Below are 22,499 nucleotides of genomic sequence, written 5' to 3' on the forward strand. Positions count from 1 at the left end.
TATTTATTAGACAGCAATAGGTGGGTTATTAATTAAAGAATCAAATCTATTACTACTACTATAAACTTTTTCTTTTTTTGGTTCTTTTTTTCTTTTTGTGGATAGCTGTGAATATGTGGATAACTTATCAGCTGCTCCATAAACCTCAGCAGGAGTCTTATATTCCAGGCCCTGATGCTTTCGTTCCCAGTTGTAGAATTCCACATACCTGTGAATTCCCTTGTATAAATCCAGTGTACTATCATAAGCATTGAGATAGATATTCTCATACTTGATACTACGCCAAAATCTCTCGATTGCGATATTGTCAGTGGCTCGTCCTATTCCATCCATGCTTAGGCGAATCTCAGCACCTAATACTGTTGTTGTAAATCCTTCGCTTGTAAACTGGCTGCCCTGATCCGTATTTAAGATCTCTGGTGACCCATAAATAGAAATAGCTTTTTCAAGCGCTTCCAGACAAAATTCCACTGTCATGGTATTGCTGAGTGTCCAGGATAACAGATAGCGGCTATTCCAGTCTATAATCGCACACAGGTACATAAAACCCTTCGGCATTGGAATATAAGTGATATCCATACTCCAAACCATATTATTCCGATCAATTTTCAGGTTCCGAAGCAGGTAAGGATATGTTTTGTGCCACTTGCATGCCTCACTTGTATTAGGGACCGGATATATGGCCGAAATATCCATTTCCCGCATCAATCGCCTTATTCGCTTCACATTAACCTGTACTTCTGGTGTACTTAGATGTTTTGCCATGCGCTCTGCCCCAAAATAGGGATGTTCCAAATGCATACGGTCTATCTGCTCCATCAAGGCCAGGTTCTGTTTGCTTTCTCCTTTGGGCTCATGGTAATGGCTGCTTCGCGATACTTCCAGCAACTGACACTGACGAACAATACTGAGCTTATTGTCATCCTTACTTACTAAAGCCATCCTTCCAGTTCTTCCCAAATGCCTGTTCAGATTTTTTTTTCAACCAGTCGACCTCTACCTTGAGTTGACCGATTTGCTTATATAGTTCGTCTTTTTCTTCCTGGTGATCTGATGCATCTGCACCTGCCTTCTTACCCTGGTCAAACACATCCTCTGACCCTGATAGTAGTTGCTTCTTCCACTCCGTTATCTGAGTAGGATGTATATCATACTTTTCTGCCAGCTCGGCCAATGTCATCTGTTCTTTTAAGGCTTCGATAGCTACTTTCGCTTTAAAGGCTGCATTGAACTTTCTTCTTCCCTTGTTCATATTGTAAATTTAAGATGTTTTTCCACTTAAACTTACTGTCCGTTTTTAGGGGAGTATTATAAAGAAAACTCGTCCGTCTTATACTGACATATTCAAAATGACAAGTTTTGATTCTTATTATGATGAAGACTATGGATTATTTGCAAAAGTCACAAGGATTTCGGATAAAAAATGGTTTCAACTTCCACTTGTAGATGAAGGCCGTAGATGAAAAATCACTGGAATATCAGCTACTTGAAGACTATTCTATATAGATCATTAATTATTAGAATAATGTCTGATTTATGAAATTGAGGATGCATTTACTATTACTACTGACATAATTTGTTAATAATCAATATCATTTGGTCCGAAAATGCTCCACTACTGGGCACAAAGGCAGAAAAGTCGGAGGAATCTCCGACCTTTTCTTGTTTTAGGCCTTCAAGATCTTTACTGTCTACGATTCGTGCCATCATATCGGATCAAGTTGAATGCTTGGGATTTATAAATTCAATCATAAGTTTTAGATAGTCTAAGCACGATCGATAAATAGATATGGACTTACATCAATCCCTCAAATATTTTACCAATAAATGATACCTTTAGAGTAAAGCCCTTTACCGTGAAATATGTTTTACTGATAGTAGCCTTTATCTTCAGTTCCATCTTTTTCTTTTCTGCAAAGATGGTCTTTGTTTTGCCTATAAATAAACCACCCAATTCTGGTTGCGGAATGCCAGGATTAGTAGGTATGATCTTCCTTTGGATTTTGTATAATTACATCCGCACTTAGTATCTGGTTATGGTGGAAGACAATTGCTCGTTTCCGGCGTAAAAAGTGAGGCCAGACAGTGAATGAAAGTATTATATTGTGATCCAAGAGCAATACCTTTATTATTAGCAAGAAGATAAATAACAAAAGTGTTTTTCCAGTCCTTTTCAACTTGCGGGTCTCCAAAATTATATTTGTATGGATAGAGGATAAATCTCTTTCCTTTTTCTCCCAATACTCAAATAGGATTACTTAGGTTGAGCCTATGTCCGTCAGCCGTACTACTGCAAAACTTTTTGTTGTGTGCTGCTTTATTTTTTTGTTTTGCTAATTTTTGTGCCAATCCTGTTGCTACTTACTTGCATACTTCCGTCTGATTTAAATACATATTTTGCTTGTCCAGTAAATGTTTCTTTTGGGTATTTTGAATATAAAAGTTGGTCAGTCACCTGTCGTAGTTGATCCGATGAACTCTCATCAGCTAAATAATTTTCCTTCAACATATAGATGACAGAAATGTACTTCAAATTTTGATTTTGAATTTTGTCATACACCTTCACGCTTGCGTTTAAATTTTGTCCCAAACTGTCTGCAAATAATTTTTCAAGTTCCTTACTTTCTTTACTGTTGTAGCTGGTTTCAATATAACCGATTTTTGAAAATGCTGGTTTTAATGCTTGAAAAGGCAGCATAAAAAGCAGCAAAATCCCGTATGAAATTGCAAAAGGTAGTATAGCTTTCTTAATATCAAATTTTGGCTGTTCAACATTTATCGGGTCATAAGGAACAACTTTTGTTCCCGCTACTCTGTCTCCAATTCTTCTGCTTGGATTGGTTAGCGTTACGATAACTTCAACTGGCCAAATAACGCAAAATATGTTTCTGATAAAACATTTTAAGGGTGAGGCAACTTGCCCTGTATTGTTGTCAACTACTTGCGTTTGGGTAGTTCTTTTTCCTATGCTGCGTCCATTTACAATATCCTTGCAGAAATACAATGCAAATCCGAAAAATGCAACATACAATAATGGTCCGCCAAAATCCATTTCTGTTTGTTCGTGTGTAATTGTAAAGGCATTCAAAAAGCTTTTTATCATCATTGGTATAAAGAATACCATTGCTATCATAGTCATAATGAAATGGTCAAATATCATTGAGCCAAGTCTTGTTCCAATGTTTACTTCTTTTTTCCCGGTCATATTTATTGATTATCAATTATTAAAGTGTGCATAAAAGGTATCATACAACTCGAAAATAGACGCAATTGTCCAATTTTCAAAATCTTTATATTAACTTATGATGCATGCTACGCATCATGCTATTGTTAAATGCCAGCTAACAACAAATGCAGGTATGCTTTTCATTGATTTCCCTACCGGGGATAGTACGTTGGCCTGTCCTCCTTATTGTCCGCAAACTGATCTCGCTTATTTATAATCCCCTCCCATAATTTCCGTTTATGATTACGTAAAAAACGACTCTTTCTTGCCAACATCAGCAAAATCGGCAGCATCATTAGCATAACAGAGGCCCTTGAAATAATGGTGATATATCAGCATCAGACTCCCAATGGTATCGGCGTTGTTCTGTACAGCAGGGAATTGTTTGGCAGGTTGCTAAGCGTTCCAGGTTGTGCTGGCATACGTTTAGTAAATGCCAGGCATGAATTATATCAGAAGTAATCATATTTTATTTTCTCAATCCAAAACGAATCACTTAAATAGTATACTCATAATCAAGCATACCTGGTTTGAAAACGCTCCGCAACCGGGCATGATAGAGAGCGTATCAAAAATAAACCTCCTAAGAAGTACTTAGAAGCCCCCCTATCTCCATTAGGTACCCGAATAAAACGAGGCCGTATCTTAGTAAAATACGGCCTCGTTCCCTTTTTTATATCCGCTAAATCCTTACTCAAAAAACGGCATCCCCGCTATCGCATACTTTCTCATTCCATCTTCATTAATCTCTACACCAATGCCAGCCTTTTCTGAAACAGTGATGAAACCGTTATCCACCCATTCGCCGTCATAGGATACGATTTCCTTAAACATAGGTTGTGTATGAAAATAACTCTGCCATTCCAAAATCATGAAATTAGGTACAGCAGCGCAGACATGTGCTGAAGCCATAGCGCCCAGAAAAGATGCTACCATATGTGGTGCAAACGGCACATAGTAAAGGTTAGCCAGGTTAGCAATCCGTTGGCCTTCGCCTAGCCCACCACATTTTTGCAGGTCAGGCATAACGATATCTACCGCACCTGTCTCAAGCATTCTTCTGAACCCATAAGCCAGATATTGGTTTTCGCCAACGCAAATAGGTGTACTGGTGGAATCAGCAATTAATTTATAGGTTTCTACATTTTCAGCCGGTACGGGTTCTTCCAGCCACATCAGGTTCAGGGGTTCCAGTCGTTTGGCAATGGTGCGGGCAGTGACTGCATCATAGCGACCATGCATATCTGCACAGATATCAATGTCCGGGCCTACTGCCTGACGGGCAGCTGCCAGTTGATCATACATACGTTGCAGCTCTGCCGGGCTGGCTGTCCAGTTATATAAATCATACTTATTGGGATCGTTTACCTGATCGAGATCGAACTTGATGGCATTGAATCCCATTTTCCTGGCGTTAAGGGCTGCTTCTGCAAAATCATTGGGTGTAGGCAAATTACGTTGATACAGCGCGGTATCACAATATACGCGTACTTTATCACGGAACTTACCACCCAGCAACTGGTAAACGGGAAGGTGCAGAGCCTTGCCTGCAAGGTCCCACAATGCTGTTTCTATGGCCGACAATACTGCTACATACATTCCTGACTGAGCACCCTGAAAAAAGCCTGATTTACGGATGTCTTCAAACAAGCGGTGCACATTCAGCGGACTTTTCCCAACTATGCGTTCGCCAAAATTCTTTACCAGGTAATATGTACCGGCAATAGCATCCACTCCTTCTCCACAACCCCAGATATCCTGGTTGGTGTAAATCTTTACAAACAAACTACCTCTAATATAACCGCATTTTACTTTTGTGATCTTCAGATCAGAAGGTGAGGATGCTTTGGGGGTACGGTCAATTGCTGTTTCATAAACCTGGCCGAAAATTGACAGGGGAGCCAGCGCGCCGGCAATGGCAGTCTTAGTTATAAAAGACCTTCTTGAATGATGGGTTTTCATTTACAGGTGTTTTATTGGATGAGCATATTTTTGCTGCAGATTGCCGATTGCTTCAAATTCATCGAACAATTTGGCACTTAACTTTTCAAATATGCAGAAGTAATCAGCATAGATTGTATGATGCTGTTTATTAGGTTTGAAAACATTGGGAATTTCAGCCACTGGTGCTACATTATCCAGTGATGTATAAATTCCCATTTCGGTAGCACTTAACAAATAGGCACCAAAGCTTACACTATGAAATTGTTGCCTTACCTGCACTGGCTTACTGAATATATCAGCAATCAGCTGGCTGCAAAAAGGAATCGTACCAAAACTACCATTTACTGAAAGACTGTTGATGGTTTGCTGTTCGCTCAGCGTTTTACCGATGCTGTAGATTTCATACAAAATACCTTCTATTGTAGCTCTTATAAAATGCCTGCGTTCATGTTTAATGTTTAGTCCAAAATAAGCGCCACGGGCATTCGCATTCCAGATGGGCGCACGTTCACCTAAAAGATAAGGCAGGAACAACAATCCATCTGATCCCGTTGGCACATTGGCGGCTTCTTCCATCAGTTGCTGTATACTGTTCTCCATATCAAACGGATTAGTAAATTCTCCGAATTGCCGGGTGAACCATTCAAAAATATTCCCGCCATTATTCGTAGGTCCACCTGATACATAACAATTATCAGTAAGGAGGTAATTGAAGAACCGCATTTGTTCATCTTTCAATATATTTGGCCCCATTACCCTTACAGCGCCACTGTCTTCAATTGTTATGCTGGCTTTCTCTTCTCCTTTTACAATGCCGTCGCCTAAAGTAGCCAGGCAACCATCACTGGAACCAATAAGTATCTTCGTTTCTGCAGACAACCGTAATGATTGTTGATACGCGTTTTTCAATTTACCTGCTTTTGTAAACACAGGCACCAGCATAGCTAATTGATTTGCGGTAATACCTGCGTATTGTAATGCATCATCTTCCCATTGCACTGTATGAATATTCAATAAACCTGTGGCAGAAGCAATGCTGTAATCTATCATATACTCGCCGGTAAGCTGATGAATAACGTAACTTTTGATGGACAGGAACTTGCTGGTGAGCCTGAAGCGCTCTGCATCACGATTTCTGATCCAGGCTATTTTCACCAGAGGCGACATGGGATGAATAGGCGTACCCGTTAACTCATAGAGCTTTTTCCCCAGCTGCGAATCACGTAACTCCTGCGCTTCTTTTTTGGCCCGGTTATCGGCCCAGGTAATAGCGTTGCCGATTGGATTCCCATTCTTATCGACAGCCAGTACGCTGTGCATGGATGCACAGAAACATATACTGGCCACTTTGTATTTTTTCGGGTGTATATATTCGTTCAGAATATTCTTTAGTACATATAAAGTTGTAATAAAGATCTGTTCGGGGTCCTGCTCACTGTGATCAGGTTCGGCATGAAATGTAGGATAGAAGCCCTTCATAGAACCAATAATGCAGCCCCGGAGATCATAGGCAAATACCCGTATCCCATTTGTTCCTAACTCAATTGTTATGATGCATTCCATATTACTGGATATTATATATTACGCAAATGATTTTTTCTGAATTCGCTGGGACGGTAACCAGTTAGCTTTTTAAAAGTAGTTGAAAAGTGTTGGGATGAATAAAATCCCGTATCCAGCGCTATATTAGTTACCGTAATATCTACCCGCTTTAATAATTTAATAGCCTCTGAAATGCGGATATTAATCAGGTAATTAATAGGTGAAAAACCTGAATAGCTTTTTACTTTTTCTGTGAACAACGTTGTGCCCATACCTACCAGACCAGCCATTTCTTCTACGGTCCACTGATGCGCCAGATCCTGACGTAACAATACTTCCAGCTGTGTAAAAGTTTTAGGGAAATCACGGGTAGAATGTGTTTGTTGAGTCATTTTACGGGTAATCTGTATCAGTAATTCATCGATCTGGTGATTGACACGAGCCTGAAATGCCACTTCCATCTCTGATAATTCCGTATAAATACATTTAATAATCCTGCCCACTTCGTTGAAGCGACTCAATGCAGGCAAATTGTTTAATGATAAGATCTTCCCGATGGCGGCTGCCTCACTATCAGACAACCCACTCCATTTACCGGGTTGTATATGTCCATCCTTCTTAGGTAAGGCCAGATGTATCCAGGTAAAAGAACCGATCTTCAGCACGTCATTGTCACAACCAAATGGGATATCAGGCATTATCAGCGCTACATCACCGGGATAAAAAACATATGGTTGATGATTGATGTGCCACTCAAACCGCCCCTCTATTATATGATATATACGTAATCCTTCCATAATCGTGGTAGGAAACATATTCAGCTGGATGGAGCCATTCTTCTTCATGCCCAACTCCAGAATATGCGGAAACAGAAGCATTTCTGCCGATTTACCATGTTGTAGCACAAATTGATTCATATGGGTTATATACAAATTGTCATGGAATTTTAATTCGCTGTATAGGCTTCTATAAAGAAAAGAAATTTGTTCTAATTGCACGTACAAAATTCACCTCCGTTCTATTTTGGAAGTTTTTAAATGTAATACCAGATAATTTGTAGCCTTAAGAATTCCTCACCACTCCAAGTTGCGTTATGAAAAAATATTTCTACTGTAGAGCATCCCGCTTTGCGAGGTGCTGGCTGTTTGTCATTTTCAATTTAATCTGCTCTGTTACGTATGCACAAAATATTACAGGCATTGTATCGGATGATAAGGGAACAAAAATGCCCGGGGTTTCAGTGACAGTAAAAGGCAGCTCGCTGGGAACCACTTCTGATAACACCGGCAGATACAGCATTCATGCTTCTCCTAATGCTACGCTCGTGTTCAGTTTTGTAGGATTTAAAACAACAGAAGTGAAAATTGCGGACCGCACGGCGATAGATGTATCCATGATTATTGATAACCAGAACCTGGGTGAGGTGGTCGTAACCGCCCTGGGTATTAAAAAACAGGCACGTAGTCTCGGATATGCTGCAACCAGCGTTAAACCCGAAGAAATAAGTGTAAACCGCAGCAGTAATGTCATGAATGCATTGCAGGGTAAGGTGGCCGGAGTAAATATCTCCTCTCTGGGCACAGGCCCGGGCGGTACTTCAAAGATCCGCATCCGCGGCCAGTCATCAATTTCAGGGCAGAATAATCCGCTGATCGTTATAAACGGTGTTCCGGTTGACAATACCAATTTTAACGACAATACCATTGGTGTAAAAGGTGGTGGTGTGTTTGCAGATGGTGGAGATGGATTGTCAAGCATTAATCCTGACGACATTGAAAACATGACCATCTTAAAAGGGGCCCCGGCATCTGCCCTTTATGGGTCACGTGCCAAAGATGGGGTGATCATGATCACAACAAAAACGAAAGGAAAAACCAAAGGAATCGGTGTTACTTATAACCTGAATTATACTAACGATACACCACTTGACTACACTGATTACCAGCATGAATACGGTCAGGGTGAAAACGGTGTTCGTCCTACAGCACCCAACCCTACTTCAGGCGAATGGTCGTTTGGTGAAAAATTTGAGCCAGGTATGACACAAATCCTTTTTAATAATTTAACAGTCCCCTATACACCACAGGGCAGCCGCATAAAAGAATTTTATCGCCATGGGCAAAATATTGCCAATACGATTGCCTTTGAAAGCAGCAGCGATAAAGGTGGTTTCCGGATGTCATTAAACAATACCAGTAATCAGGGCATTATGCCCAATAATACGTTTAACCGCAAATCCATGAACCTCGGTTTTAGTTACAATCTGTCTGAACAATTTCTGATATCAGGTAATGTAAATTATTCACGGGAAATCAATACAAACCCTCCAAATATTGCCAACCAGGATAATTCCATTCCCACTACGCTGATGGCGATGTCTACGTCTATGCCATTGCATGTGCTGGATGAAAACAAATACAATGCAGCAGGTGATGAATACAATTGGTCAAGGTTCACCAACCGCACCAATCCGTATTGGGTATTGGCAGAACAATTCCACAATATAAAACGGGATCGTATTTTCGGTAATGTAACCCTGAAGTACAACTTACGCCCGTGGCTGAGCGTGCAGGGGCGGTTTGGGCAGGACTACTGGTCCAGGGATGAAGACGTAAACAACTTCCCTACCGGTCAGGCTTCCAGGGCGGCCGCACCACCGGGTTTTGTAAATGGCTTATATACGCAGGAGTCCCGCCGTTTCCGGGAAACCAACCTTGACTACCTGGTAAACGCAAATAAAAAATTCGGTGTGGTGGAAGTGAACCTGAATGCCGGTGGTAACCGCATGCGCAAACGGACTGACGCCAACAATGTAGTTGTAACCGATTTTATTACCCGGGGAATATATACCGTACAAAACGGACGATCCAAAGACCCGGTGTATACATTGATAGAACAGGGTGTGAACTCTCTGTATAGTTCTGCTGAATTGAACTTTAATCAAACTTACTACCTGACCGGTACCCTTCGCAACGACTGGTTTTCTACGCTTTCACCTGAGAACAGAAGTATTATGTATCCATCTGTTTCCGGTAGTTATATTTTTTCTGAACACCTGACTCATGTTAAATGGTTGAATTTTGGTAAACTCCGGCTAGGCTATGCCGAGGTGGGCAGCGATGGCGATGTAGCTCCGTATTCCAACCAATTGTTTTATACTCCTAATGCCAATTTCATTAACAACCCTAATGGACAGCCAGTACCTGTTGGGACCAGTGCTATCAGTAATAATGTGACCGGCACTACCTTACCTAATGCTAATCTGAAACCTAGCCGTATAGCAGAAGTAGAAGCCGGTTTGGAAATGCGGCTCTTCAAGAACCGTGTAAATATTGATCTGGCAGTTTACCGCAAGATTACCAGCGACCAGATTGTACTGGTGCAGATCTCCGATGCATCAGGTTATCTGAACACGCCAATCAACAGTGGTAAAAGCCGTAACCATGGGTTTGAAGCTATGCTGAACCTGGTACCAGTTAAAAGCGCTGACTGGAGCTGGGAATTTACCGCCAATACCTCTTACAATATTACCAAAGTACTCAGCATTATTACTAACAAACCAGGCGAACGCATCACCACCGGTACACATGTATTTAACGGAGAAACCAGGCATGTAGTAGGGCAGGAAATAGGGCAGATTGCCGGCTATGGGTATGCGTATAATGAAAAAGGCCAGCAAATATTTCAATCAAACGGTTTGCCACAGCGTAGCTCCGACTTTATGTTATATGGCAGCGCTCTGCCAAAATGGGTAGGTGGTTTTTTGAATACTGTCAATTACAAAGGATTTAGACTAAGCGTGTTCATAGACTACAAACTTGGTAATAAAATGCTGTCGGGTACCAACTTCAATGCTGTGCGGCATGGACTGCACAAAATGACGCTGGAAGGACGTGAGGGCGGCGTAAAAGGTGTGGGTGTAGATGCGGGTGGCAATCCCAATAATGCCGTGGCAGCTGTGCAAACCTATTGGGAACACCTTCGTTCACAACAGATCATCGCTCCTGTTGTATACAACGGTGGTTATTGGAAATTGCGGCAGGTGTCCCTGGGTTATGATCTTACCAAACATATTCCGGTCAGATGGCCCATTAAAGGGGTAAAACTTGACCTTGTAGCCAACAATGTATTGCTATTAAAGAAGTGGGTTGATAATATTGATCCGGAAACATTTGGCTTTGGCTCTGACAACCAGATAGGGCTTGAATCTCCCGGATTACCTACCTCCCGCAGCCTTGGATTGAATCTGAATATTAAACTCTAGTCATGAAAAAAATCATCTTTGCAATATTTTTCTTCGCTTCCTGTGAAAAGGGATTGAGCGATCTGAATATAAATGGAACAAATTCCACTTCACTCGACCCTGCCCTGTTACTGAACCAGGCCATTATCAATACCTCTTTCCCGGTGAAATCCCTGGTGTTCGATATTGGAGTTGTACAGCAAATGATATCACCTAATGGTGGTGTGCTGGCGGGTGCCAATTTTAACCAGGATAGTCGCGATATAACCACACAACCGCTGTGGACTGCTTACTATCAAAGCGTGATCAAAAATACCTATGATGCCCTTACCCGATCTAAAGATCTGCCGAATAGGAGCAATATGTACAACATGGCGCGCATTTACCAGACTTACGTGTTTATGATCCTGACAGATGAATATGGAGACATCCCTTATACCGATGGTGGTGCAGGGTTAGTTAAAGGCGCTCTGTTTCCCAAATATGACCGACAGCAGGATATTTACCCATTACTCATTCAGGAGCTGACAGAAGCCGCAGCAGCACTTAACACAACGGCTGTTATTGAAACCGGCGACATATTGTATGCCGGCAATGTGGATAAATGGAAAAAATTTGCCAATTCCCTGTTGCTGAGAGCTGGTATGCGATTGAGTAAGGTAGATCCCACCCAGGCACAAAGTATCGTGCAGGCAGCTGTAGCTGGCGGGGTAATTACTGCTAATGCCGACAATGCATATATACGACATGATGCCAATTACACTCAACCCATTGGCAATACACTGAATGGAGGTGAGGCGGCCAATTTTTACCTTGCCAAACCATTTGCAGATCAGCTGAAGAACACGGCCGACCCACGACTAACGGCCATAGCTATCAGGTATGTTGGTGCTACCAGCGGCGCCGGACAAACCGTAGCAGTAGGCACTACGGACCCCACCAAACAAATTGGTATGCCTATTGGCAATGACAACGGTACCATTGTTGCTGCCGCCGCAGCTGATGGTCTGGCCAGCTTTTATGATTATAGTCAGGTTGACCGTCGCAGAATGCTCAAAATTTCTTCTCCTGTGTTCCTGGTGACTGCCGCACAAACCAACCTCTTACTGGCAGAAGCCCGTTTCCGGGGCTGGATCAACACCGGCAGCGCTGCTCAATATTTTGCTGACGGTATTAGTGCCCATATGGACCAAATGGTAGTCTATGATATGAATTCTGCTGTTAGTACAGCAGCCCGTGATACTTACATAGCCGCCAATCCGCTTACAGCCGGCAATGAACTGGAGCAGATCAACACCCAATACTGGATTGCCTCCTTTCTGAATGGTCCGGAAGCCTTTGCTAATTTCAGGAGAAGTGGTTTCCCTACGCTCACTCCTAACCCATACGGGCAACCTAATAATCCGGATGTGCCCAATGGCACTTTTATCAGGCGACTCACCTATCCTACTTCCGAATTGAGTGTGAATAGCGAAAATGTGAACGAGGCCATTTCCAGGCAGGGACCTGATAAATTGAGTACAAGGATCTGGTGGGATAAACAATAAAAATAACCGGCATGAAGTTAAGAAGCGCAGACTGGTTCGGGAAACAGGATAAAATGGGATTTGTACACCGGTCATGGTTCCGTACACAGGGTTATCCCGATGACTATTTCATGAACAGACCTGTCATCGGCATCTGTAATACCTGGAGTGAGCTGACTCCCTGCAATGCACACCTACGTGAAATAGCTGAAGTGGTAAAGCGTGGAATACTGGAAGCCGGAGGCATTCCATTTGAATTTCCTGTTACATCTCTCGGAGAAACGGTCATGCGCCCAACAAGCATGTTGTTTCGTAACCTGACCAGTATGGATGTAGAAGAAACCATCCGTGCCAATCCTCTTGATGGAGTGGTGTTGCTCACGGGTTGCGATAAAACCACTCCAAGTACCATTATGGGGGCCTGCAGTGTAGACCTCCCGACGATCGTAGTACCCGGTGGAGCAATGCTCAACGGTCGTTTTCGTGGAGAATGCATTGGCAGTGGTACTTTTAACTGGATGATAAAGGAAAAACAAGGTGTGGAAGATTACACTGCACAGGACATTAAGGAAGTAGAGACGGGAGTAGCGCGTAGCCAGGGACATTGCATGACCATGGGTACTGCAAGTACGATGGCCTGTATGTCAGAAGCCCTCGGATTGACATTACCCGGTGCTGCTGCTATTCCAGCTGTAGATGCACGCAAGAAATTGCTGGCTCAGTTGAGTGGTCGTCGTATTGTAGAGATGGTAAAGGAAGATCTCAAACTCTCTCGCATACTTACCCGGAATGCTTTTGAAAATGCTATTGTCATCAACTCCGCGATTGGTGGTTCTACCAATTTCATCATTCATTTACTGGCCATTGCAGGTCGTATTGGGGTTCCGCTTTCACTGGAAGATTTCGACACCATAGGCAGCAGCATTCCCTTGTTAGTAAACCTGAAACCATCCGGTAAATTTTTGATGGAAGATTTTTATTATGCAGGCGGACTACCTGTCGTTATCCGCGAAATGGAATCTTATCTGCAAACGGATGTCTTAACTGTAAATGGAAAAAGTCTCAGCGCCAATTGCCTTTTTTCCCCCTGCTATAATACAGATGTAATCGCAACGCTGCAGAAACCCCTTCAGCCGAAAGCCGGTATGGTAGTGTTAAAAGGCAATTTATGCGAGCAGGGAGCTGTTATTAAACCTGCTGCAGCTTCTGCTCATTTATTAAAGCATCGCGGCCGTGCAATCGTATTTGAAAGTATAGAAGATTATCTTACCAGAATTGATGATCCGGATCTGGATATTGATGAACAATGTGTGATGGTTTTGAAAGGAGTTGGCCCGGTAGGTTACCCCGGTATGCCTGAAGTTGGAAACATGGATCTGCCAATGAAATTATTGAAAAAAGGTATCAAAGATATGGTGCGCATTTCTGATGGTCGCATGAGTGGTACAGCAGGTGGTACCGTGATTTTACATGTATCGCCTGAATCATCAATAGGAGGTATATTAGCATTGGTAAAGAATGACGATATGATCGAGCTGGATGTGGCTGCAAGAAAGCTGCATCTTGATATTAGTGATGAAGTGCTGGCTGCACGTAAAGCAAGCTGGCAGGCACCACTTCCTATGGCCACCCGTGGGTATGTAAAATTTTATATTGACCACGTACAACAGGCACACCTCGGTGCAGACCTTGATATATTACGAAATGGTTCAGGATCTAAAGTGATCAGAGACCTGCATTAATTTTTAGTTTATGTTAACATGAGTTAATGTTGGAAGTCATAAATTGTAATAGTTGGCGGAAGGAAGCGTTTAGTTAAGAGATTATAGTTAATATGATATTGCAAGGGGTCGCGGGAAAGGCGAGCCCTTTTTTTGTGTGCTAGTTATGTTTGGTTGGTGAGACAATTCGCTTTCCTTGTTAATGTTATTCACCAACAATGGGTAATGATCGGGCTGGCACATATGTTTCAAAACCCTTAAAAATGAAATTTCAAATGAGTCCATTTAATTCATCATCCGGTAATCATTAGGCGTAACGCCTGTTTTTTGTTTGAATAAACGGGTGAAATGCTGCGGGTATTTAAAGCCCAATTCGTAGGCAATTTCACTCACCGATTTATTCATGTCAAACACTCTCTCTTTCGCCACATCTATCACCTTTGACTGAATGTATTCCAGAGCAGATCTGCCGGTTTCTTTCTTCACCAGGTCACCAAAATAGTTGGGTGATAAATGTAGCGATTCGGCGCAATAAGCTACAGAAGGCAAACCTTCGCTCTGCGGTTTATCGGATGAAAAATAGCCTTTCAACAAGTATTCTAGCCGTTCCAGGATTCCTTTGTTTACATTGTCGCGCGTAATGAACTGGCGGTCGTAAAAACGGATGCAGTAATTGAGCAACAACTCGATGTTGGATGCAATCAGTCTTTTGCTGTGCTTGTCTATATTTTGATCGAGTTCATACTCGATTTTTGAGAAGCAATCAATCACAATACTCCGCTCTTTATCCGATAGGTGAAGCGCTTCATTTACATCATACGAAAAGAAAGAATAATCCTGAATGTGTTTGCCCAGCGGAGTGCCGTTTATCAGGTCGGGATGAAAGAGCAATGTCCAGCCTTTCGGGGCAAATGGTTCAATGCCGGGTTCCACACCTACTACCTGTCCGGGCGCTACAAATACCATGCTTCCTTCCTGGTAGTCATAGTGCCTTCTTCCATAGCGCAATTGGCCACAGTTCAGTTCTTTCAACGCCACCGCATACAAACCAAAGTTGAATGATCTGGCGGGCATCGATTGTGCTTTCGAGAGGTCAATCACCGCAACCAGAGGATGTTTGGTAGTTAAGCCCCGCATGGTATTGTATTGAGCGATGCTGCCAATTTTTATAATCTCTTCCATACCTTCTTCTTTTATCGCTACAAAATTACAGGTTCCGGCAATCCCTTTTAATACCTGCCTTCCCAATCAGTAATATTGGTAGGAAAACCCGTAATCTGTATACAAAACGGCTCGCCCTTCTTCTGCAATTTTGCAGCAGTAAACATACAAAATGAAAACACGAAAATTAGGAAACTCAGGATTAGAAGTGTCCGAACTTGGTTTCGGCTGCATGGGACTAAGCCACGGTTACGCTAACCAGCCGGACCGGAATGAAGCCATTCGCGTGTTACGCGACGCCGTGGAACAGGGTATCACCTTCTTTGATACTGCAGAGGTTTATGGCCCTTACACCAACGAGGACATCGTGGGAGAGGCGCTGGAGCCGTTCAAGGGCAAGGTTGTGATCGCCACCAAATTTGGATTCAAGAATGGATCGAACGCTGAACTCGACAGTCGCCCCGAGACAATCCGCAAAGTGGTGGACGCATCACTCAAGCGCCTGCGCATCGATACGATCGATCTCCTCTACCAGCACCGTGTGGATCCGACCGTTCCCATTGAGGATGTGGCTGGCACCGTGAAGGATCTCATTGCCTCAGGTAAGGTGAAGCACTTCGGGCTATCAGAGGCTGGGGTCGTAAACATCCGTAAAGCCCACGCCGAACAACCGGTGACGGTGCTGCAGAGCGAGTACTCCCTTTGGTGGCGCGAACCTGAAGAAAAGGTATTTCCCGTGCTTGAGGAGCTCTGGATCGGTTTTGTGCCGTTCAGCCCACTCGGCAGAGGCTTTCTGACCGGCAAAATAAATGCCGACACGCTCTTTGAGAAAGAGGATGGCCGGAGTTACTTCCCACGTTTTCAGAAAGAAAACATGGAAGCTAATCAAGCCTTTGTGAATGTTCTCGACCGCGTTGCAAAGGAGAAGGGAGCCTCCACCGCGCAGGTGGCGCTCGCCTGGATCCTGGCACAAAAGCCATGGATCGTTCCGATCCCGGGTACCACGAAATCGGAACGTATGAAGGAAAATATCGGCGCAGCGGCTCTGGAGCTTTCTCCCTCGGAGCTAAGCACGATCACCCAGGGCGCAGATAGCATCGAAGCCAAGGGCGCCCGGTATCCAGAAAATTTTGACAAGGTGATAGACCGGAAAGCTTAGACGATTGTTCAATCACCCTGATGGCGATTTCCATCGAGACCGGTAGCCGGCTCTATTCGTAGAGCCGGCTACCGGGATTGCAACTAAGCCACACCAATACCGACAGCTCAGGTAGATTTGAGTTTCTAACCTTTATCCTGAGGTAAAAGGTTAATTTTTGCAGAAGTACAGGCCCAAAAACGGGGCATGGACGCTCATCAATCTTCAACCCACTTCATGTTATTAAAAATATATGGAAAAACAGCATACCGATAGTTATAAAGTGATGAACATAACATTAAATAATGGCATAAAAATGCCGCTGCTCGGTTTTGGCACTTACTTGCTTCGAGACGGTTTAGAGTGTGAGCATTCTGTACTAAATGCATTAAATATTGGCTACAGACTGATCGACACAGCTGCGGCATACTATAATGAGGAATCGGTGGGCAGAGCGATTAAAAAAAGTAATGTCAAACGAGAAGAAATCTTTGTGACCACAAAATTTTTGCCAGCGGATCCCGGGGATGAAAAATCAAAGCGCGCCTTTGAAACATCACTAAAAAAATTGGGTCTTGACTATATTGATCTGTACTTGATTCATATCCCGCAGGGAGACGTAAATTCCTGCTGGACAGCAATGGAAGAATTATATAAAGAAGGTAAAGTAAGAGCTATAGGTGTAAGTAATTTCAATATGAATCAGATTCAGAATTTACTTACGCAGCATAGTGTGATACCAGCAGTCAATCAAGTGGAGACACATCCATTTTCCCAAAAAACAGAAATGCAGAAAGCTTTGAAATCTCAAGGCATCCAGTTGGAGTCATGGGCTCCCTTTGCTCAGGGTAAAAACAATCTTTTTAATAATGAACTTTTAAAAGCGCTTTCAAGCAAATATAATAAGAGTATTGCCCAAGTGGTGCTACGATGGTTAATTCAAAAAGAAGTTGTGGTTATTCCGAAATCAGCAAATATGAAAAGGATAAATGAAAATTTCAATGTATTTGACTTTGAGTTGTCTTCCGATGATATGACAACTATCAAATCGCTAGATAAAGGTAGTGGACTAATTTATCATGTTTAAAAGACGTTTGAAAATAGGAAGCAAGTAATAAAACTTCGTAAACTTCATTGTAATTTTTCTATCGTGGAAGTTTATTTGCATACTCCAATTATTGAATTCACTACAGTTAAAATTTATCATTACCAGAAAGGGAAGTCCCGATCCGGTCTCCTAAGTTAAAATTATAATTATCGATCTACTTGAGACAATCTGTCAATAATCAATAATATTTGGTTCGAAAACTTACCGGCAGTGAGCACAAAGGCGAAAGAAAGTTTATCATAAATAAAACTCCTGAGAAACGCATAAAATGGGATCGGGATCCATCAGGTATCTGGATTAAAATAGGGTGTATCTAACTTATGATACACCTTCTTTCTTGTTTTAGGCTGTCTAGGTTCGCGGTAAATTCATCGTCAAGTCATATAGACCTGCGTTATGTATTCTTAAAAACCAGGTACTAATGACAACTGTCTGCATAATTTCAATAATCCACTGTATCTGAAAAAATAAACAGGCGGAAGATTCCGCCCGTCCTTTTAAAATAATATGACTTTTTCTGTCTACTTAAAGCACTTATATCCATTGCCAGGTACTTCCTGTATTAAAGTTTTAAATTAAAGCAGAAGGAGTATTCCTCCCGCTTGTCTATTGGACTGGGACAAGCTTTTTGTCCATTTATACTTTGCTTTGTACTACTACACAAATTAAACACACATTAGCAACAAAAACATTAATAGTCGTCATACGACCCAAGTCAATTTTATCGAACACTAATAGTTTCCAAAATATTTTCAAAATGGCATACCACAACAAGTAACTAAAATCCCACAAAAGACTAAAAAGCATACGCAATAGATGCCTGCCAGGAAAATAATTTCAATCTTCAGGTATTACGGCGACAGATAAAATAAAAACCACCTCAATATAAATTGAGACGGTTGTGGCCATTCACAGTGAGAGTTATAATGGTATTGTGTGTTACATACACTTAGCTAACCTGCTATTTGCATTCCAAAATAATATTTGAAAAAGGATATGTCTTCTTAAACTATAAATAAATGATGCATTCACGCATTCCTGGTCTGGAAACCAGGAATACCAAGGGTTAATCTTAAATAAAGTAATCTAATTCTCATATTGTCAATCCGTCAACAATGTCCGAGTTCCCCTGTACCCAAAGAAAAAAACCACCTTCGCGAATCTGGGTTCGGAATTTGAAGAATTGATGTATTATTATTGAAGTAGATAGCCAGTCTATGAAATTATTATTCTCACGATTCTTTATGGTATTTTTAATTCATCTATCCAGCCTCTGGCAGCTTTATCGGAATTAACACAACACTATTTCCAGAAATTGAAAATCCTATTCAGCTAAAGCTTAGTAAAGATCATTAAAAGATGGTTGAAGAAAAACAAGAATCGTCACAATATGTGGTAACATTGATCACCATTCTAAAATTTTCAAATGCCAGCAACCAAAAAAATGCCGCCTGACACTGATATTTAAATAAATTTTGACGATAAAAGAACCTTGTAAATATAAATTTTATAGGATCAATGAATCACAGAAAGAAAAAGCTCCCATCCTATTAGCATTGAAGTAACTATCAAAAATAAAAACTTGCTTAACAAGGACACAGCATATGCAATTTATTGAATGCATTAATGTTGCTAAATATTATCTCGACGATCATTTTGCAACGCTAATAATTTATCATTATCAATTATATAAATGATACCATCTCTGATTTCAACAATGCGCTCATCGCGCATTTCGGACAACATACGAACAAAGGATTCTTTTGGCACTCCTACCAATGCAGCCAGGTTACTCCTGCTAAATTTAATACCATCATAATTAAATACTTTATTCAAATCTAATAAAACGTCAGCAATCCTTTTACGAAGTGAATCGAAAGCAATACTAAGTAACTGTGCTTCTTTTTTTTCTAAATTCCGGACTAGCAATTGAATAAAATATCGACGTGCATGACTACTGACCGAGATAATCTCTTCAAAATTCGACACAGGTATAATTGCCAATATAACATCACCAATGGCTTCAGCACTTTCATTATAATTTCCACCGTTTAATAAAGCGATATGACCAAGAAAATCACCTTCCCCTTGTAGCCCTGTAATAAATTCCCTTCGATATTCAACGGATTTAAAAGTTTTTACCCTCCCCTTTATTATAAAGTAAAGGTTAAGAGGAAGTTCGCCTTCCTCATATATTTTTTGCCTATCTCTAAAATAACGGCTATTACGATTTCCAATAAAGGAAGACATGGAAAAGGGCAAAATACTATTTTCAGATTCATTGACTCCAGTAGCTACGTGTCCAATATGATACTTTTGTTGTTTGAAAGCTTTTTTAAGGCGGCATTCCAAAGCACTAAGCAATTCAGAAGGACTAAAAGGTTTAGTTATATAATCATCTGCACCCAAATTCATACCCATCCTGACATTCCTCGGAGTATCATCTTCAGTAACAAAAATAAATGGAATGAAACTTAACGCCTCATGTTCCCTTATAATTTTTAACACAACGTAGCCATCAATTATATCAGAATCCAGGGCACAAACAATCAGGTCTGGATGCAAATTCCTTGCTTTTATAATTCCGTCCTTGCCATTATCGGCCTCCCAAACATTATAATCAGCCAATTTTAAAATATCTACAATGGAACTAAGAATGTCATTATTATTGCTAATGGCAAGAATGTTGGGCATATTAACAGTGATTTGCAAAAAAGAGATTTCTATTTTAGAACAAACTACATAACATTAAAGTCAAAAAAATTGATACCTATCAACATCCTCACATCAGTTTACTATTATATTTATGACAATTGTCAATAAGCTTACTTCTATATTTTTTTTAGCAAAAAAGGTAAATGTTTGACTCTATTAATATAAAACGGTTCTAAACAGCAGACTACCACACATCTCTATCAATATCATACTGTCAATATTTTATTTTCGCCTATTTAGGAATAAGCAATTATTACAAAAAACACGCTCGTAAAAGCGTATTAAAAAAGCAACTAACTTGCTAAATTATTTGACCGGCGAAAAAATAAACCATTTATATTTTGGGTCATGCAATTGTATCACAACTTAAAGCACAAGGTTATATTCTTTTTAACTAATGCTCATCATTACAACCAAAACTTTATCTACACATCCTGATCATCTTATCCATATCAAGAATAAAAATGGCTCCGTTCCTTACATCAATAAGATGCTCATCCTTAAACTCTGCTAAAGTACGGGCCATCGATTCCTTAGCTACGCCAACAAGAGCGGCAAGATTACTGCGTGTAAATTTTATTCCGACCTGGCACTGCCCTGATTGATTATATTTACCATATAAAATTAGTAAAGCATCAGCGGTTTTTTTACGTAGAGAATCATAGGCCGATTTTAACAATTGCTTTTCCCTTTCATTAATATCCTGCGCTAATAGTTTCATAATTTGTTTCCTGAAACTACCATCTTCTGAAAGAATTCCTTCAAATTCATTACGCGGTATAACTGTAACCTCAACATCCATAATTGCTTCAGCTGTTTCAACATAACGTTTTTGATATAACAACGAGGCATAACCAAAAAAATCTCCCTCTACATACAAATCAGTTATAAATTCTTTTCCATCCTCATCAAGAATATAGGTTTTAACTTTCCCTTTCAAAATAAAATATAAACAGGATGGATATCCTCCCTGATGATATATAACCTGCTTTTTTTTAAAAAAATTAACCATTCGGTCTCTAGCCAATACCTTTAGTGAGAAATCACTTTCGACTGGTGGGGTAGTAATTTCCTGCACAATTTTGTTCAACCCGTTCAAACCGAACAATCCAGTCGAATTACCCTTCCGGATTTGACATTCAATTGAACTAAGCAACTCCGATGGATCGAATGGTCTTGTTATATAATCGTCCGCACCCAAATCCATTCCTATTCGTATATCCTCACGCTCTGTTCTACTGGTAAGAAAAACAAAAGGAATTCTACAACAGAATTGATTACGGCTTAACATTTGAAGCACTACAAATCCATCCAGGATTGAAAAGGATAAATCGCATAGGATCAGGTCTGGTTGTGATGTCTCGGCCACAAGTAAACCTTGCCTGCCATGTTCCGAAACAATTACGTTATAACCTGCAAACTCCAGTATCTCAACTAAATTTTCATTGTTCGTTTTATTATCATCGATAACAAGTATTGTAGGCATACTAATGCGGTATTATCAGAATAAATAGCAAATAACTTTCCAATAAAATATCAATCCCTAATTCAATAATCAGGAAAATAAAATTGAAGCTATACAGTCATTTAGAAAAAACACCTTATCCACACCATCCTTTCGCTAAGCTTGGATGGCTATTGCAGATATCGGAAAGCAGAAATCAAACAGAGCCCTCTTGTTGTTTTGAATCTGCTATTTTTTATTAATAAAAAGGTGATGTTACAAATACGACGTTAAGTCAAAGATAAAATACGCTTTAATAGGTTTTTGTTCATATGAATCAATTTGAGGTAAACTTAGTTTTTAAAATGAGAAAGACGAATTATTACATTTTAATTTTTGGGAGGATTCATTTAAACTACGTCTTACAACAATCATAGCTGTTTATATCACAAGATATTATTGCGTTTTTACATAGTAATTCTTCTTTAGACTGTGGTTAATGAATACAAATATAATAAAAGCAACCAAAAAAAACTGTATATCTACTAAATTCCAAAAAAATTTATTAAAATTGATTAAAAATGCTGATCTCTTATAACAATAGTTAGGTAATAATTAAGCGGCCAAATTTCCTATATCCAGGCACTTTCGGTATAGTTTTTTTATTTCATTGCAATTCAGGTCCAGTGCTAAGTTTGAGAAAATTCGGTCTGTTAGAACATGTTTAAAAA

At 40.7% G+C, this 22,499-nt stretch carries 14 protein-coding genes; 5 read left to right on the forward strand and 9 right to left on the reverse strand.

Features of this window, described 5'->3' with window-relative positions; genetic code table 11:
• Nucleotides 1-6 precede the first annotated feature (6 nt).
• From BW716_RS31725 to BW716_RS31750, 6 genes are all read right to left on the reverse strand, one after another.
• Entirely contained in the window at nucleotides 7-942 is a 936-nt protein-coding gene (locus BW716_RS31725) for an IS3 family transposase (protein ID WP_083730075.1), read from the reverse strand.
• Nucleotides 926-1,252: a transposase gene (locus BW716_RS31730; RefSeq protein WP_083730076.1), complete on the reverse strand. Its 327-nt coding sequence runs from the start codon at nucleotides 1,250-1,252 to the stop codon at nucleotides 926-928. The genes BW716_RS31725 and BW716_RS31730 overlap by 17 nt, the downstream gene beginning before the upstream one ends.
• A 1,065-nt stretch (nucleotides 1,253-2,317) precedes the next feature.
• Entirely contained in the window at nucleotides 2,318-3,205 is an 888-nt protein-coding gene (locus tag BW716_RS31735) for an RDD family protein (protein ID WP_083730077.1), read from the reverse strand.
• Between the two features lie 711 nt (nucleotides 3,206-3,916).
• On the reverse strand, nucleotides 3,917-5,188 hold the full coding sequence (locus tag BW716_RS31740) for a mandelate racemase/muconate lactonizing enzyme family protein (protein WP_083730078.1): 1,272 nt from the start codon (nucleotides 5,186-5,188) through the stop codon (nucleotides 3,917-3,919).
• Nucleotides 5,189-6,733 (reverse strand): gluconokinase, encoded by a 1,545-nt coding sequence (locus tag BW716_RS31745; protein ID WP_083730079.1) that lies wholly within the window; start codon nucleotides 6,731-6,733, stop codon nucleotides 5,189-5,191.
• Nucleotides 6,734-6,744: 11 nt separating this feature from the next.
• Complete coding sequence (locus BW716_RS31750) at nucleotides 6,745-7,590, reverse strand: AraC family transcriptional regulator (protein ID WP_235643987.1); 846 nt, start codon at nucleotides 7,588-7,590, stop codon at nucleotides 6,745-6,747.
• A gap of 215 nt (nucleotides 7,591-7,805) precedes the next feature.
• Between BW716_RS31750 and BW716_RS31755 the strand changes: the two genes are divergently transcribed.
• The 3 genes from BW716_RS31755 to BW716_RS31765 are packed head-to-tail and all read left to right on the forward strand — an operon-like array spanning nucleotide 7,806 to nucleotide 14,223.
• A complete protein-coding gene (locus BW716_RS31755) occupies nucleotides 7,806-10,976 on the forward strand; it encodes a SusC/RagA family TonB-linked outer membrane protein (RefSeq protein WP_083730081.1) in 3,171 nt (1,056 codons plus the stop codon).
• A 2-nt stretch (nucleotides 10,977-10,978) separates the two neighbouring features.
• Entirely contained in the window at nucleotides 10,979-12,502 is a 1,524-nt protein-coding gene (locus BW716_RS31760) for a SusD/RagB family nutrient-binding outer membrane lipoprotein (protein WP_083730082.1), read from the forward strand.
• Nucleotides 12,503-12,513: 11 nt separating this feature from the next.
• A complete protein-coding gene (locus tag BW716_RS31765; RefSeq protein ID WP_083730083.1) occupies nucleotides 12,514-14,223 on the forward strand; it encodes an IlvD/Edd family dehydratase in 1,710 nt (569 codons plus the stop codon).
• 264 nt (nucleotides 14,224-14,487) lie between these two features.
• Here the strand turns inward: BW716_RS31765 and BW716_RS31770 are convergent, their stop codons facing one another.
• Nucleotides 14,488-15,384 (reverse strand): AraC family transcriptional regulator, encoded by an 897-nt coding sequence (locus BW716_RS31770; protein ID WP_083730087.1) that lies wholly within the window; start codon nucleotides 15,382-15,384, stop codon nucleotides 14,488-14,490.
• Between the two features lie 151 nt (nucleotides 15,385-15,535).
• Between BW716_RS31770 and BW716_RS31775 the strand changes: the two genes are divergently transcribed.
• Entirely contained in the window at nucleotides 15,536-16,522 is a 987-nt protein-coding gene (locus BW716_RS31775) for an aldo/keto reductase (protein WP_083730084.1), read from the forward strand.
• Between the two features lie 232 nt (nucleotides 16,523-16,754).
• Nucleotides 16,755-17,588 (forward strand): aldo/keto reductase, encoded by an 834-nt coding sequence (locus BW716_RS31780; RefSeq protein ID WP_235643988.1) that lies wholly within the window; start codon nucleotides 16,755-16,757, stop codon nucleotides 17,586-17,588.
• 1,653 nt (nucleotides 17,589-19,241) lie between these two features.
• Here BW716_RS31780 and BW716_RS31785 read toward each other — a convergent pair.
• Nucleotides 19,242-20,303 (reverse strand): response regulator, encoded by a 1,062-nt coding sequence (locus BW716_RS31785; RefSeq protein WP_083730085.1) that lies wholly within the window; start codon nucleotides 20,301-20,303, stop codon nucleotides 19,242-19,244.
• Between the two features lie 442 nt (nucleotides 20,304-20,745).
• Nucleotides 20,746-21,810 (reverse strand): cyclic nucleotide-binding domain-containing protein, encoded by a 1,065-nt coding sequence (locus BW716_RS31790; protein ID WP_083730086.1) that lies wholly within the window; start codon nucleotides 21,808-21,810, stop codon nucleotides 20,746-20,748.
• Between the last annotated feature and the right edge of the window lie 689 nt (nucleotides 21,811-22,499).

It is taken from the genome of [Flexibacter] sp. ATCC 35208, from assembly GCF_001975825.1.
GTDB lineage: Bacteria > Bacteroidota > Bacteroidia > Chitinophagales > Chitinophagaceae > Chitinophaga.

Bases quoted from the DNA above. Each gene is read 5' to 3' on its own strand.
- BW716_RS31725 (WP_083730075.1), bottom strand. From the start codon at position 942: ATGGCTTTAGTAAGTAAGGATGACAATAAGCTCAGTATTGTTCGTCAG.
- BW716_RS31730 (WP_083730076.1), bottom strand. From the start codon at position 1,252: ATGAACAAGGGAAGAAGAAAGTTCAATGCAGCCTTTAAAGCGAAAGTA.
- BW716_RS31735 (WP_083730077.1), bottom strand. From the start codon at position 3,205: ATGACCGGGAAAAAAGAAGTAAACATTGGAACAAGACTTGGCTCAATG.
- BW716_RS31740 (WP_083730078.1), bottom strand. From the start codon at position 5,188: ATGAAAACCCATCATTCAAGAAGGTCTTTTATAACTAAGACTGCCATT.
- BW716_RS31745 (WP_083730079.1), bottom strand. From the start codon at position 6,733: ATGGAATGCATCATAACAATTGAGTTAGGAACAAATGGGATACGGGTA.
- BW716_RS31750 (WP_235643987.1), bottom strand. From the start codon at position 7,590: ATGCTTCTGTTTCCGCATATTCTGGAGTTGGGCATGAAGAAGAATGGC.
- BW716_RS31755 (WP_083730081.1), top strand. From the start codon at position 7,806: ATGAAAAAATATTTCTACTGTAGAGCATCCCGCTTTGCGAGGTGCTGG.
- BW716_RS31760 (WP_083730082.1), top strand. From the start codon at position 10,979: ATGAAAAAAATCATCTTTGCAATATTTTTCTTCGCTTCCTGTGAAAAG.
- BW716_RS31765 (WP_083730083.1), top strand. From the start codon at position 12,514: ATGAAGTTAAGAAGCGCAGACTGGTTCGGGAAACAGGATAAAATGGGA.
- BW716_RS31770 (WP_083730087.1), bottom strand. From the start codon at position 15,384: ATGGAAGAGATTATAAAAATTGGCAGCATCGCTCAATACAATACCATG.
- BW716_RS31775 (WP_083730084.1), top strand. From the start codon at position 15,536: ATGAAAACACGAAAATTAGGAAACTCAGGATTAGAAGTGTCCGAACTT.
- BW716_RS31780 (WP_235643988.1), top strand. From the start codon at position 16,755: ATGGAAAAACAGCATACCGATAGTTATAAAGTGATGAACATAACATTA.
- BW716_RS31785 (WP_083730085.1), bottom strand. From the start codon at position 20,303: ATGCCCAACATTCTTGCCATTAGCAATAATAATGACATTCTTAGTTCC.
- BW716_RS31790 (WP_083730086.1), bottom strand. From the start codon at position 21,810: ATGCCTACAATACTTGTTATCGATGATAATAAAACGAACAATGAAAAT.